The 14208-nt window shown below is 50.4% G+C and carries 11 protein-coding genes and 1 pseudogene; 4 read left to right on the forward strand and 8 right to left on the reverse strand.

What is annotated here, in order from left to right:
• Nucleotides 1-108: 108 nt before the first annotated feature.
• From J7E85_RS14200 to J7E85_RS14215, 4 genes are all read right to left on the reverse strand, one after another.
• Nucleotides 109-678, reverse strand: a complete 570-nt coding sequence (locus J7E85_RS14200) for a helix-turn-helix domain-containing protein (protein WP_036660138.1) — start codon at nt 676-678, stop codon at nt 109-111.
• A 33-nt stretch (nt 679-711) separates the two neighbouring features.
• On the reverse strand, nt 712-1680 hold the full coding sequence (locus J7E85_RS14205) for an NAD-dependent epimerase/dehydratase family protein (RefSeq protein WP_215158751.1): 969 nt from the start codon (nt 1678-1680) through the stop codon (nt 712-714).
• Between the two features lie 16 nt (nt 1681-1696).
• Entirely contained in the window at nt 1697-2887 is a 1191-nt protein-coding gene (locus J7E85_RS14210) for a glycine C-acetyltransferase (RefSeq protein WP_215158753.1), read from the reverse strand.
• Nucleotides 2888-3053: 166 nt separating this feature from the next.
• Nucleotides 3054-5558, reverse strand: coding sequence for a M60 family metallopeptidase (locus tag J7E85_RS14215; protein WP_215158755.1), 2505 nt, complete (start codon nt 5556-5558; stop codon nt 3054-3056).
• A 198-nt stretch (nt 5559-5756) separates the two neighbouring features.
• Here J7E85_RS14215 and J7E85_RS14220 point away from each other — a divergent pair, with 198 nt between their 5' ends.
• Together J7E85_RS14220 and J7E85_RS14225 are read left to right on the forward strand one after the other, a co-directional pair.
• Complete coding sequence (locus tag J7E85_RS14220; protein ID WP_215158757.1) at nt 5757-6590, forward strand: helix-turn-helix transcriptional regulator; 834 nt, start codon at nt 5757-5759, stop codon at nt 6588-6590.
• 135 nt (nt 6591-6725) lie between these two features.
• Entirely contained in the window at nt 6726-6968 is a 243-nt protein-coding gene (locus J7E85_RS14225) for a hypothetical protein (RefSeq protein ID WP_215158759.1), read from the forward strand.
• Nucleotides 6969-7000: 32 nt separating this feature from the next.
• On the opposite strand, the gene J7E85_RS14230 is transcribed toward J7E85_RS14225, so the two are convergent.
• On the reverse strand, nt 7001-7903 hold the full coding sequence (locus J7E85_RS14230; RefSeq protein ID WP_215158762.1) for a LysR family transcriptional regulator: 903 nt from the start codon (nt 7901-7903) through the stop codon (nt 7001-7003).
• Nucleotides 7904-8655: 752 nt separating this feature from the next.
• Here J7E85_RS14230 and J7E85_RS35140 point away from each other — a divergent pair.
• Both J7E85_RS35140 and J7E85_RS14240 read left to right on the forward strand, forming a co-directional pair.
• Nucleotides 8656-8931, forward strand: a pseudogene (locus tag J7E85_RS35140) (methyl-accepting chemotaxis protein); the annotation flags it as partial.
• Nucleotides 8932-8977: 46 nt separating this feature from the next.
• Nucleotides 8978-9136, forward strand: coding sequence for a hypothetical protein (locus J7E85_RS14240; RefSeq protein WP_215158766.1), 159 nt, complete (start codon nt 8978-8980; stop codon nt 9134-9136).
• A gap of 87 nt (nt 9137-9223) precedes the next feature.
• Here the strand turns inward: J7E85_RS14240 and J7E85_RS14245 are convergent, their stop codons facing one another.
• The 3 genes from J7E85_RS14245 to uvrA form a co-directional block, all read right to left on the reverse strand.
• Nucleotides 9224-9613: a tautomerase family protein gene (locus tag J7E85_RS14245; RefSeq protein WP_215158769.1), complete on the reverse strand. Its 390-nt coding sequence runs from the start codon at nt 9611-9613 to the stop codon at nt 9224-9226.
• Between the two features lie 93 nt (nt 9614-9706).
• The gene (locus J7E85_RS14250) at nt 9707-11470 is read right to left on the reverse strand and encodes an ABC transporter ATP-binding protein (RefSeq protein ID WP_215158771.1); all 1764 of its coding nucleotides are present in this window, start codon (nt 11468-11470) and stop codon (nt 9707-9709) included.
• Nucleotides 11471-11499: 29 nt separating this feature from the next.
• Nucleotides 11500-14001, reverse strand: a complete 2502-nt coding sequence (gene uvrA, locus J7E85_RS14255) for an excinuclease ABC subunit UvrA (RefSeq protein ID WP_215158773.1) — start codon at nt 13999-14001, stop codon at nt 11500-11502.
• Between the last annotated feature and the right edge of the window lie 207 nt (nt 14002-14208).

The following is a 14208-nucleotide window of genomic DNA, read 5'->3' on the forward strand; positions in this document are numbered from 1 at the left end:
AACACCATACAGTCGATATTTAAGATCGGACTGTATTTTTTCCGGACGGCTCTGCCTTTTTTTAATATTCGGTTGACGGTAATCAAACGGTAAAACTGTCTCTAATGATCAGCCCCTGGCTGCGGCATCCGCATAAAAGATAATCGTGTAAAATTTCGTTGTCTCGTTGCCAGGGTTCACGTACCGATGGGGCCGGTTAGCCGAGAAATGCACGGAGCTTCCGGCAGGCACGGTGTAGCTTTCGTCTTCGCGCCAGAGCTCCAGCTCCCCCTGATGCACAAAAATATACTCCTCCACGCCATCATTATGAGCTTCAGATCCGTGATCGCAGCCCGGATCCATTATAACCATGTAGGACTCAAATTTGGTGCGCAGGTTGTAGGAGAACAAAGGGTATACCCGGTACGCGCCTTCGGCCTCGTGAAAAGGCTCCACGTCCTCCGGTGATACCACGGTTACTTCGGTTTCCGCCTCTTCGATGAGCGTGGTGAATGAAATGCCGAGGCCGCTAACGATGCGCCATAATACGGAGATCGTCGGGTTGGAATCCCCCCGCTCGATCTGTCCCAGCATGGCTTTGCTTACACCGGTCAACTCGGCTACGTTATCGAGGCTGAGGCCCCGTGATTTGCGGATGGCTTGCAGATTTCTCCCTACCTTTTTATGAATGGGTTCCAAGTGTAACCATATCCTCCTTCTGAAACTAAGCCGTTAACTGATCTTGCTCTGATCTGCTTGCGGCTTCTCCATAAGCTTTGACACCATATCATCGGTCATATGGTTCAAATCATATTGTACATCAAATCCCCATTCTTCGCGTGCTGCAGTTGCGTCGATGGAATCCGGCCATTCGTTCGCAATCGCCTGACGGACAGGGTCCACGTGATAGTCAAGGCAGAAATCCGGTATATGCCGGCGGATGCTGGCCGCAATCCCCTCAGGATCGACACTCATCGCCGTGACATTAAAGGCGTTACGGTGCTTCAGCTTGGACGGATCAGCTTCCATCAATGTCATGATGGCGGAAATCGCATCCGGCATGTACATCATGTCAAGGTAGGTCCCTTTATCAATATAGGAAGTGTAGCTTCCATGGCGGATGGCCTCTACATAAATCTCAACCGCATAATCCGTCGTTCCCCCGCCCGGAGGCGCGGAGTGGGAAATCAGCCCTGGAAAGCGCAATCCACGGGTATCCACTCCGAATTTATGGTAATAGTAGTCACACAGAAGCTCGCCCGAGACCTTGCTGACTCCATACATCGTTAATGGGCGCTGCACCGTGTCTTGCGGCGTTGCTTTTTTCGGGGTATCCGCCCCGAATGCCGCGATGGAGCTCGGCGTAAAGAACTGGCAGGATAATGCCCGTGCCGTCTCGAGGGCACTTAACAAACCGCCCATGTTCAGGTTCCACGCCAGTGCCGGATTGGATTCTGCCTTGGCGGACAACAGGGCTGCAAGGTGGATAATCGCATCCGCCCGGTGTTCTTTAGCCGCTTCGTGGAATGCGTGGTGGTCGGTTACATCCAGTATTCTGAATGGCCCTGATTGGACCGTTTCATGATGGATTTGGCGAATGTCCGTTGCGAGAACAGCTTCTTCACCGTATATTTGTCGCAATTTCGCCACCAGGTCTGAGCCAATCTGACCGAGCGCACCGGTTACCATAATTCGTTTCATCACTTGTGCCCCCTTATTAGATCAGACCCAGCTCGCGTCCGATGGTTTCATATGCAGAAAGTGCGCGATCCAGCATCTCCTTCGTATGAATGGCGGTTGGCATATTCCGAACTCTTCCCGTGCCTTTTGGCACCGTCGGGAACACGATCGATTTGACATACACGCCTTCTTCGTACAATCTGGTGCTGAATTTCTGGGTGGTTGCCTCATCTCCAATAATGCACGGGGTAATCGGAGTTTCGGTACGACCGACAGAATAGCCAAGACGCTTAAGTCCTTCCTGCAGATAACGGGTGTTCTCCCACAGCTTCATTTGCAGGCCTTTGCTGTTCTGCAGGATGTCGATAGCGGTAATACAAGCGGCTACGGTGCCTGGAGGCAGCGCCGTGGAGAACAGGAACGGCCGGCTGCGGACCTTGAGCCAATCGACCAGATCCCGTGATCCGGCAACATACCCGCCGACAACGCCAACCGCCTTGGACAGCGTGCCGATCTGAATATCTACCCGCTCCGACAACCCGAAATGCTTCACCGTACCTGCACCGCCCCCAAGAACGCCAGATCCATGAGCGTCATCCACATAAGTAATCAGATCATAGGTTTCGGCGATCTCCACGATTTCGGGGAGCTTCGCAATATCGCCATCCATCGAGAACACGCCATCGGTAATGACCATAATTTTGTTATATAAACCGGATTCTCTCGCTTCTTGTGCTTTCGAACGCAAATCGTCCATGTCCGAATGGTTAAAACGAATAACCTTCGCCTTGGTCAATCGGCAGCCATCAATAATGGACGCATGGTTGAGCTCATCCGACAAAATCGCATCCCCGGCACCCATCACCGCCGAGATTGCCGCCATATTGCAATTGAAACCGGATTGATACGTCAGCACCGCCTCGGTTCCCTTGAACTGGGCAAGCTTCTCCTCAAGCTCTACATGAAGTGCAAGCGTTCCGTTAATGGAGCGAACGGCGCCGCTGCCAGTCCCGAAATCGGTCGTAGCCCGGATCGCCGCTTCTTTCAATCGCTCATCATTCGCCAGTCCGAGATAGTTGTTGGAAGATAAATTCACGAATTCACGACCCTGAATGGTAATAAGCGGGCCATTCGGACTTTCAAGAGGCTGGATCGTATTATAGAGTCCTTGCTCCTTGAGTTCCGTTAGATTATCCTGTAAGAAAGCGCTTAACGATTGACTGGACATATGAAATTCCTCCCGTGGATCCGAAGTATCTTAACGTACATATCATTTACCATTCCATTGTATGCAAAAAGTCACACGTATGCAATATCCCGTACAAAAATATGCTATATTGCATAAATGAAAAAAGCCATGCTTCCTCAACTGAGAAAGGATGACTTCTTCATGGTTATTCTCTTAACGTCCAAATATCGGTATGCGGCTTAGGCAAATTCAATGAAGCAATCCTTCCTTTTCCGTCTTCCGTCAGACCTATTGCCCATTTGTCGAAAAATTCAGTCAGGTCCTCCCCAGCCGTTTGAGAAGCTATGACGGCAAAAGTATCCACCGTACCTTGAATTTCGTCGCGAGATAATTCGCGGTATTTCTCGAATATCCGGGTATAGAATTCCCAGCCGTAAGCAAGCTGAAGCTGCTTGAACATCACCAGTCTTTCATACTTGCCGATTTGGCCGTATTTTTTTGCCGGATCATGGTTTTCTACAAATTCGATTCCCCGGTCATAGTAATTCTTGCCGTCATTCCCGATTTTCAATAGTTCGGAGGCATTCCCATACTTCTCTTGGGTGTACAGTGAGAATAGGTTAACGGTCACTTCCCCTACATCGCTCCAGGTCCATGTCCGCTGCTGGTATTCATGCCCAAGTTCATGCCAGAATCCCCAAGCGCTTGTTTTTACATAATGGACATCCAGCAGGTTGGCCGCATAACTGAACGACATCATGATCGGATATCCCGCATGCATCGCCCCGGAAGAGATCTGTCCGTCGGCGACGTAACGGCGGTTCAATTGATGAGCGGTATGAGGCATCGCCCTGTCCGGATCAAGGCCTACCAGTTCATCATAACTGTCGTAAATTTCGTCCCAGGTCCGCATCAACTCCTCCGGGTCGGTTACTTGGCGAATCAAATCCGAGGGGACCGTCAGGATCATTCTTTCGCCTTGAAGCTCCGCAAAAGGGACGGCAACCGGCCCCGTGCGAATTCTATCCCAGTCCTCAAGCGTAGTCTTGCCGAGCACGTAATGCGGTGCTTCCGCCGCCCCGCTGATCTTGACGGTTGCCCGAAAATCATCCTTCGCCTTTAGGGGAATGAGATATATGAAGCCACCATATGGGCTGTTGACTTGATGGATGCCCGGGGTCAGCTTCTGGTGGTTTACGATAAGCGGAACTCGTTCCCACTTGCCGGATCCTCTCAAATCGTCATCATGCGAACCGATTTGAACCGTTAAATGCTCCACGCCTTCCGGTACTTCAAGCGTAATGACTTTACCGGGGGGTGCATACAATCCGGTACTGATCCAATTTTTCGACGGAAGGGCGTGCGTGTACATCGTATTGGGGAAATCAAAGTCGACCTCGACTTCACGGTCGTTAACGATGGCCGCTTCCTCCGAAACTACTCCCGGAAATGCGTCGGCATACGGAGATTTCTCGTTGGCCTTATCCAAGGTAAAATGACTGAAACGGAAGTTATGCAGCGCATTCGTATAGGGCTGCTGAAATTTTTGGATCGGGAACTCGGCGGGCGGCAGGCTGTCGGCCTCTGTATCTGCCCAAGCGTACAGCGGGGATTCGCTGGATAACGTTTCGAGCGTCTCGTTTAGTATATTGTAGAGCCGCTCCTGTTTTTTGTTCGTGGGTGTGCCCGGCGGACCGATATTGATTTGATCGTAAGTGATCGTTCCCTCTTCCACTTCATTGCCTTGAGCAAGCCGTGTCTTGATATGATGATCGTTGGCTTGCTCATAGGTCAATGCCGATTCGCCCACATTGGACTCCGAACCTCTGTTCATCAGCGTCAGTCCAGCCCGGTTAAGCAGCTTTTGAATCGCAAAATCACGGCTGAGTCTGGCTCCCCTCAGATTGCCGACCTGAAGCACGATTTCCTCAGGAGTATCACGCGTTATTCCCTCGATGCCGCTCAGGTTATCCGCCACGACGATGCCGCCGCCTAACCGTAGATATTGATCCAGCGCTTCCAGATCCTTATCCTTCATCGTATGGTCTACATAGGCTGCCGCATATTTTTGCGGATTCAGGTTTACGGAAGCCCAACTGTCGATTTTCACCAATTCAATGGGTAAATCCGAATTTACCGTGAGAGCGGCAGAGGTAGTTATTAATCGAATTTTCTTTCCCGGCTTCCTTAATGCATCCTCATAGCGGTTCGTATGATCATTTCCTTGACCTTGATTCGTAGAGGCATCGTCCGTCAGCCACCATAAAATATTCCGGGCCAGCTTACCCGCGGCATCACCCGCCGACTCGGACAGATTGAAATACTCCTTACTCCCGGCGACAACGATACGCCCTTTGCCGTAACGTGCTGCCGAGATGGCTGGAATATAATAATCGGGCACGTTGATATTGAATGCAGCGTCCCCTACTGCAGCAACGCCGCCGCCAGCGAAATATGGAATCGCTTGCAAATCCTTATAAAATATGCTGAAATCGTTCTTAAGCACGTCCAAAGGCGTTCCGGCCGACCAGGGAGCATCAGCCAGTCCGGATGATTGAAGTTCGGTCGGCCCGGTGGCATTTGCCATTGCAGGATCTGTCACCGTCCGTTTACTGATTTCCACAGGTTCGGCAGCTGCAATGGATGCGGTCATTAATAATATCGCGGATCCGATTACTGCGAATTTCTTAATCCGTTTCATCATCTTCATTCCTTAACGATTCCTCCTCGATTTCCTTTGATATCCTGATGGAATGGCAGATCAGCCCTAAGCTTTGAATTCATTACCTCCCCCTTGATATGTCATTGAATGCGATTCCTCATTTAGCTTAATGAATGCCGCTCGGATTTGAAATGCATAAAAAACACATCAATGTATCCAAAATACACAACCGGTAGGGGGCCGCCAATGGATATTAACCACCTGAAGTTGATTCAGAATTACCTCGCTAACGCGAACCTTCGCTTATCCATTGCCAAGGTTGATAAAGTGTCCCAGAACTGGCGCTTCTTTAATATGAGGCCGTCCTATAACGCCCTTTATTTTATAAGGGAAGGGGAAGGCTGGATTAAGATCGACGAACAAGAATATCATCCCTCCCCCGGGCAAATCGTTCTCATGCCAGCCGGATCGCTTCATTCCATCTCTGTCGTGGGCGACAACACCTACAGGAAGTTCTGGTGCCATTTTACCGCCAAGGTGGACACGCTGAACTTGTTTCAGCTGATTCATCTTCCCCACGTGCTGGATGTGCCGGACGAGTCATTTATGGAGCAGTTATTCAAGGAGTTGATCGATGCATATGGGAGCAGCACTTGGACCGCCCCACTGCAAAGGAACGAAATACTGATGAAGCTTGTCCGACATTATCTTGACATCGTTCCCGATCGCCAAATCTCGCTGTCCATGCTGCCTGATATGCAGAAGCTGAACACGGTATTCCAGTATATCGAGGAGCATATCAGCGATAACGTAAGCGTGGAGCAATTGGCGGGACTTATCCATTATAATCCCAACTATTTTATCCGCTTCTTCAAATCCAAAATGAAGATGACACCTGTGCAGTATATTATTAAAGTCAGGATCGAGAAAACAAAGGGTCTATTGATGACCACGGATTTGACGCTGGAGGAAATCGGGAGGAAGGTGGGAATGGAGGTCCATTATTTATGCCGGGTATTCAAGCAGTTCACCAACATGTCGCCGGGGGAATTCCGTAACCAGATCATGTCCAACCGCTAATAAAAATCCCCCTGAGAGGGTTATCGGAATCCTTTTCCGATACCTCCCAAGGGGGATATGATGGGCGACTATTTGATTACGAATTGCAAATCTCGTCCGCAATCTCCTTAATGAATGATAGTTGCCGCGGCATACGTGAGTCGTGATAATCAGATCCTCCAGGAATCCCTTCACCGTTTCCTGGTTGACATGGGCGTACAGCTTGGCAATTTCCTGAACGTCAACGCCCTCCTGCTGACGGGCTTCCCAGTAATTCTTGTCGCACCCCCACGTGCAATCGTCCAGCTGCAAGCTGCGGCATCCCGCGTCATAGAATGCCTGAGTTTGCCCCGATATGCCTTCACGATATCGCTCACCAGTTCTTCCGTGCTGCTGTAATGAGCTATAGCCGGAAGCTATACCCATCAAAATCAGGTGGATATCGCTTCATACAGCGCCTCGACATAAGCGGCAGCAAGCTTGGACAGGGTCGCATTCTTATGACTGATCCATCCAACGTTGATCGTCTCATCACATGCGAGCGGAACCGGAATAATCTCGTTCCCATTCAGGTCAGCACTCAGCACTCCGGTCGAAATGGTATAGCCGTTCAGACCAATCAGCAGATTGAACAGGGTCGCGCGGTCATTGACCCGGATGCTTTTTTTATGGGATAAGGTGCTGAGAATTTCCTCGGAAAAGTGGAACGAATTGTATTCCCCCTGCTCAAAGGATAAATACGGATAATTCTGAAGCTCGTCAATGGTCACGATAGACTGCTTCGCCAGCGGATTTTTGATGCTGATAAAAATATGCGGCCTCGCCGTAAACAAGCTGGTAAACTGCAGTCCTGCATCCTTCAACAGCTTGTTGATCACCTTGGCATTGAATTCATTGAGGTACAGAATGCCGATTTCGCTGCGCAGGGTTTTAACATCCTGAATAATTTCATAAGTCTTCGTCTCCCGCAGTGCCAACTCATATTCATCCTGTCCGTATTCCTGAACCAGATTCACGAAGGCATTGACCGCAAAGGCATAGTGCTGAGTGGATACCGAAAAATGCTGCGGAGAAGGCTTCGCATTCAGATAACGCCCCTCCAGTAACTCGGCCTGCTCTACCACCTGTCGTGCATATCCTAGAAACTCCGCGCCCTCTTTGGACAAGGATATGCCTTTGTTGGTCCGCTCGAATATCGTAATGCGAAGCTCTTCTTCCAAATCCTTAATCGCGTTGGACAGACTGGGCTGGGAAATGAACAAACGTTTGGCCGCCTCATTCATCGAGCCACGATTGGCTACCTCAATGGCGTATTTCAGCTGCTGTAAGGTCAAGGAATGTCCCCCTCTTAAATTTTGAATTGAGATACCGATAAATAACTCGTATAGAATCATTTTTCATATTTAAAAATTATATATCTCCATTTGAAGGAAAACACTATCTCCAGTCAAATACGGTAGGATGTATCAAGGTTTTCATGTCATTATATCGAAAGATAAGGAGCTCGATGAACTTTCTATGCTGAAACAAAAAAACAAGCTTATGAATTCAGTCTCACTGGCCCTATTATAAAAATATAAGACTCATCGCATTGATGACGGCTATATTTGCCATACACCATCTGCTTGGCTATCTGGTCATTCCTGAACTTGTGTTCGGAACAACCAGTTATTCACTCACCATGCTGCTCATACATGCCTTATTCCTGATCTTCACATCGGCAGCAACCAGCTGGCAAATTCTCAGCACGCTGAAGATCGAAACATTATTAAAAGAGGAACAGCATCAGCAGCGTGCCGCGATCATTGAGGAGATCACGTCGAAATTGTCGCAGACCTCCCTTGAGTTGAATGACACGGCGCTGCAGCTAAGCAGTCAATCAGGGCACAGCACAGAGATCAGCAAGCATCTTGGCGGAGTTGTTCAGCAAGTAGCCGCCGGAGCACATCAGCAGTTGCATGTTATGAAGATGAATACCGCCGCTATTGGCGATATTGCCGTAGGAATCCGGCATGTGGCAACTTCGGCAACAGAAGCTGCAGTTGCATCCGAAGAATCCGCCAGACAGGCCGAGTTCGGCAGTCATATGATCGGTAATATCGTATCCGAGATCAGGAATACCGGTCAATCCGTCACTAGATCGCAAGAGGCGGTAAATACGTTAAACCACCATATTGCCCGGATCGGACATATATTGCAGGTGGTTCAAAGTATTGCAAGCCAGACGAATTTGCTGGCATTAAACGCTTCCATCGAGTCGGCAAGAGCCGGCGAGGCCGGTAGAGGGTTCGCGATTGTAGCGGGTGAAATCCGCAAGCTCGCCGAGCAATCCTCCTCCGTTGAGGAAATCACGGAGCTGATCCGGACGATACACGGGCTCCGACCAAATGAATCAGTCCATACATGAAATGACCCAGTTTACAAGTGAAACGGCGGATCATACTCATGAAATCGTCGAAGCGTTCCAGGGACATTTTGAATCCATTAAGCAAGTTTCAGATGCAGCCGACATCATGACCAAGCTGGTTGCCGATTTAAATCTTATTATAGAACGTTTGAAGGAGTGAATGTGGGGAGTCCTGCATTCTCCAACACAAATAAACAGGGACAGTCGCTTGGACTGTCCCTTAAGCACTTCGCACTTCCTTGATGTTCTAAATATTCACCTTATAACCCAGTGCCAATTCATCCCCCGGAAGACCCCGGATTCCCCAGTTGTGCTGCGGCGTTTCAAATATCGTAATCTCCACATCCTGCGGAGCGATATGCAGCATATTCTGAATCCGTTCGAATAACAATCGAATCAGATGTTTCTTGGCCTCCACAGTACGGCCTTCAAATATGCTAATCTCGATCACGGTGTAGCGATCCGTTCTCCCGTCAGGGAAGTGGAAATCCTCCCGGTTCATGGGGAAAAATCGATGGAATTTCTTATCCGCCGGTAGTTCAAACGCTTCGACCACACATGCGTGTATCACTTCCGATAATGGCTCCTTGACCGGGTTCAGCCTCTCTCGTACACCATAAATTTTGATCTGCGCCATGCTCTGCTCAACTCCTCTATTCTCATCTAAGCTCAAGCTATACCTACTAGTTGTATTCGATTCTCCCAGTAAATAACCCTTCTTGCCCCGTTCCTATTCCCCAGTCTGGAACTGTTTCTTGGCCCACTCCACATAGGCTGGATGGTTTCGGATCAATTCCTCATGCGTCCCGCTTCCCGTAATATGACCCTTCTCCAGAACAATAATCTGGTCAGCCTCGACGACAGTCGATAAACGGTGGGCAATGACCACGGTCGTACGCTCGACCATCAGATTGTTCAGCGCCTTCTGCACTTCATGCTCGGAGTCGCTGTCCAGGCTTGCCGTCGCTTCATCCAGAAGCAGGATATCCGGCTTCCGCAGCAGCGCCCTTGCAATCGCCACGCGTTGACGCTGACCTCCGGATAACTGGATGCCTCGCTCCCCAACCTCCGTGTCATATCCTCTCGGCAGTGCCTCGATAAATCCCTCTGCATAAGCCAATCTCGCAGCTTCGGCAATTTCCTCGTCGGAGACCGGCTCTTCCCGTCCATAGACGATATTGTCCCGAATCGTTCCGGTCATCAGCGGGCTGTCCTGGGACACATAACCAAGCTTTCTCCGCCAGGAATCCAGTGTATAATCGCGGATCGCTTCCGAGCCAAAGTAGATCTCCCCGCCGGATGGCGCGTAGAACCGCTCAATCAAGGAGAACACCGTGGTTTTGCCGCTGCCGCTGGGTCCTACCAGAGCGGTAACCTTCTTGGCAGGAATCGAAAAGGATATCTTGGACAGAATCGTCTCGCCTTCATGATAAGCAAACGTCACCTCTTTAAATTCAACGTCCCGATGCCCTTCTGGTGCCATGCGCACCGCACGATCGTCGCTCTCCGGCTCATATTCGAGGATAAGCCGCAATCTCTCGGTTGCCGCCATCACTTTTTGGAGCTGGGAATAGAAAGTGGCAAACTGGCTGAAAGGAAACATGATTTGGAACAGCAGCAGAATAAACGATACCAGCTCGCCTGCGCTGAGTGCCCCTGAAGAGACGCGAACGCCGCCGTAACCGATGATGACCACCAGCAGCACGACCATGACCATCGACATCAACGGAATCAGGACCGAGTTGATCTTGGCTTCCTTCATGCCAAAACGGTACAGGCTGTCCATATCCTCGTACCCGCTGTTCTCCTCCCTCCGTTCTGCATTGGAGGCTTTCACCAGGCGGATCTCGCCGATCACCTGGGTCAGCATGGCGGACAGCTGGGCCAGCTGTCCATACATACTGATGGAGATTTTGTACATTTTTCCGCCGATGGGCATTAATATGCCGAACCCTACCGGAACGGCAATCAGGATAATGAGGGTCATCCACCAATCCAAGTAAAACAAGATTGCAACGGCCCCCAAAACGGTCAATAGATTTGAACAAAAAGCAATCAAATGATCCGTGATCAGCGTCTTCACTTCGTTTGTATCGTTGGTCACCCGACTCATCGTTTCTGCCGAGCGATGCTTGTCAAAGAACGGAACCGGCAAAGCCAGCACCTTGGTCCAAAGCCGTTTACGAATTTTGTTGACCGTCTGGTTCCCGACATAGGCAAGCATATAATAGGAAAGTCCGCTCGCCACAGCTTCCAGCAGGAACAGAACGGCCAGAAAGCCGACCGTGCGAATATTAAACGAATCTGCCGCAAAGTTATCGATGAATTGGCCGGTGATGAGCGGGACGACCAGTCCCGTCACCGCACCAACCAAACTGAGCACGATGGCCAGAAAGAGCACCAGCTTCGGAATACCCGAAGAACGCAGCAGCTTGATAAAATATCGAACCGTGGTTTTTGTTACCTTGCCCTTCTCATCTACGGTTTGCTCCATTCAAACTTCCTCCCTTCTCGTTCAACCCGTCACATATAGATTTCTTTGATAAAACGGCCGGTAAACGAGGCTTCCACAGCCGCCACGTCCTCAGGCGTTCCTGTCGCCACGACAGACCCGCCGGCAGCTCCTCCGCCAGGCCCGATATCGATGATCCAATCGGAATTCCAGATCAAATCCAGATTGTGTTCAACCAAAATCACAGTGTTCCCCGCGTCCACCAAGCGGTTCAAAAGAACCAGCAGCTGCCGGACATCTCCTGGGTGAAGCCCGGTTGAAGGTTCATCCAGCAAATACAGCGTGTGATTCTTAGTTTTTTTGCTAAGTTCCTTGGCCAATTTAATCCGCTGCCCCTCACCGCCGGATAAGGTACTCACCGATTGCCCCCACTTCAAATACCCAAGTCCGACATCGCAGAGCAGTTGGGTCAATTCCATTATTTTCGGTCGATCCTCCAGAATCGACAGACTTTCCTCAATGGTCATATCCAAAATGTCGGAGATGGTGTAACCGTTAAAGGTCACGCGGAGAACCTCTTCCTTAAACCGTTTGCCCTTGCAGTCCGGACAGCGTACTTCCAGCTCCGGAAGGAAGTGCATATGCACGGACACCACGCCAAGGCCTTGGCATGTCTCGCATCGCCCGCCTTGCGTGTTAAAGGAAAAGTGCTTGGCCGTCAATTGACTTTCCTTGGCTTCCGGCAAGCTGGCGTACCAGTTTCTGATATGGGTGTAAACATCGGTACACGTAGCAATGTTGGAGCGCTGCATTCGGGATACCGGTGATTGGTCAACCGTAATCAGCTGCCCTACCGATTCCCAACCCGTGATGGCCTTGCAGCCGCTTGGAGTTGATTGATCGCTTCCGGATTCCGCCAGAAGATCAAACAATAGCGTGGATTTACCAGATCCCGATACACCTGTCACCGATATGAGAGTGCCGAGCGGGAAAGAGGTCGTGATATGTTTCAGATTTCTCAAATGTGCGTCCTCGATCGTCAGCAGGCTTCCGTTTCCAGCCCTGCGCTGACTCGGTGCGTTAAGCATCGTGTTATCTCGGAAGTAGGATCCGGTCACGGATTTGGGATTACGGATCAATTCCACCAGCGTTCCTTGACCGACAACCATACCGCCCATCGTTCCCGCACCCGGTCCGATATCAATGATATGGTCAGCGGCCCGCATCACTTCTTCGTCATGCTCGATGACAAGCACCGTGTTGCCCAGATCCCTCAGTTGTTTCAGAACCTGGATGAGTCCCCTGGTATCTTTGGGATGCAGTCCCGTTGTCGGTTCGTCCAAAATGTACAGCACCCCCGTGAGGCCTGATCCCAGAATCGATGCGAGCCGAAGCCTCTGGGCTTCTCCGCCCGACATGGTGACGACCTGCCTCTCCATGGACATGTAACCCAATCCGACATCCATAATGCGTTTTAGTCTGACGACAGAATCATGAATGAGCGGTTCGACAATCGTTAATTGGTCCTCTGTCAGCTTATTCAGCAGTGCCTCCATCCAATTCAAGGATTCCCCGATCGACCAGGCGTTAACTTCGTTAATGGAGACTCCCTCTACCCGGACGCGGCGGCTGTCCTCCTTGAGCTTCGTTCCGTGACAATCCGGACAGACATGCTCATGAAACAGGGATGCTTCACCGGACTCGCTCCCCTTCTCCCGGTACCTTCTCCATATCCCGGTGACTACACCCTCGTACTTGCCTTGTCCTACGGACTTCGGCGGCTTCATCTCAGGAAAATGCCGGCTGAACTGCTCGCTCTCTACGCCGAAATATAGGAGATCACGCTGAACCTCTTCATAATTCCGAAGCGGCATGAACTCATCGAATGCGAACCCGTAATACTTGGCTGCCGCTTTCAGGATGCTGGTGTTATAATCGGTAAGAGCGCTGTACCACGTTGCCACCCCGCCGTCTCTTAAGCTTAATTCCGGACGGAACACGGCATCCACGTTCAGACTCACCGTTTGACCGAGTCCGCTGCACGTTTCGCATGCACCTTCCGGCTTGTTAAAGGAAAAATGCGACATGGTCAATTTTTCGAGACCATGGCCGCATCGCCTACAATGAACCGTCTCATGAGAATCGCTGATCTCTTCCTCCTCCGCTGGACCGTGATAGGCTTCTCCGTCCACATGAGGCATCACCGTATCGCCACAGGACGGACAGGTACGCTCACCAAGCTTGGCAAACAAAATTCGAAGCAGCGTGTAGATATCCGTCACCGTTCCGATGGTGGATCTTGGGTTCCGGTTCGTAATGTGCTGTCCCACGCTGATCGACGGGGATAGTCCTTCAATCGAATCCACCTTCGGCTTGCTGACCGAGTCCGACACCATGCCCATGGATTCCATGTACTGCCGCTGGCACTCCCGCTGCAGCGTATCCATCGCAAGCGTGGACTTGCCCGAGCCGGACGGCCCTGTCATAACAACCAATTTGTATTTCGGGATTTCAAGCGAAACATTCTTCAGGTTGTTCTCCCGGGCACCGCGAATTTTAATCGTTCCTTCCATTTTTGAACCTCCTAAACGTTTTATGGAGCATAGCTTCATTGGAACACTTTGCTATAAAACTCGCCTCAAAAGCATACTCTTCGTTTTGTCTGGCTTAGCTTCCATGAGAATCTTCGCAATCAAACTCGCTTCGAAAACATACTCTTTCATTGTGGAAACTAGCTCCATACTTCATTTTACAAACCCATCTTACAACATTGATGCAAG

The organism is Paenibacillus sp. ISL-20 (assembly GCF_018613005.1).
Classification (GTDB): Bacteria; Bacillota; Bacilli; order Paenibacillales; family Paenibacillaceae; genus Paenibacillus_AQ.

What these genes read in the sequence shown, in the direction of transcription:
- J7E85_RS14205 (WP_215158751.1), bottom strand. Translation starts at nt 1,680, where the DNA reads ATGAAACGAATTATGGTAACCGGTGCGCTCGGTCAGATTGGCTCAGAC.
- J7E85_RS14210 (WP_215158753.1), bottom strand. Translation starts at nt 2,887, where the DNA reads ATGTCCAGTCAATCGTTAAGCGCTTTCTTACAGGATAATCTAACGGAA.
- J7E85_RS14215 (WP_215158755.1), bottom strand. Translation starts at nt 5,558, where the DNA reads ATGAAGATGATGAAACGGATTAAGAAATTCGCAGTAATCGGATCCGCG.
- J7E85_RS14220 (WP_215158757.1), top strand. Translation starts at nt 5,757, where the DNA reads ATGGATATTAACCACCTGAAGTTGATTCAGAATTACCTCGCTAACGCG.
- J7E85_RS14240 (WP_215158766.1), top strand. Translation starts at nt 8,978, where the DNA reads ATGACCCAGTTTACAAGTGAAACGGCGGATCATACTCATGAAATCGTC.
- J7E85_RS14245 (WP_215158769.1), bottom strand. Translation starts at nt 9,613, where the DNA reads ATGGCGCAGATCAAAATTTATGGTGTACGAGAGAGGCTGAACCCGGTC.
- J7E85_RS14250 (WP_215158771.1), bottom strand. Translation starts at nt 11,470, where the DNA reads ATGGAGCAAACCGTAGATGAGAAGGGCAAGGTAACAAAAACCACGGTT.
- uvrA (WP_215158773.1), bottom strand. Translation starts at nt 14,001, where the DNA reads ATGGAAGGAACGATTAAAATTCGCGGTGCCCGGGAGAACAACCTGAAG.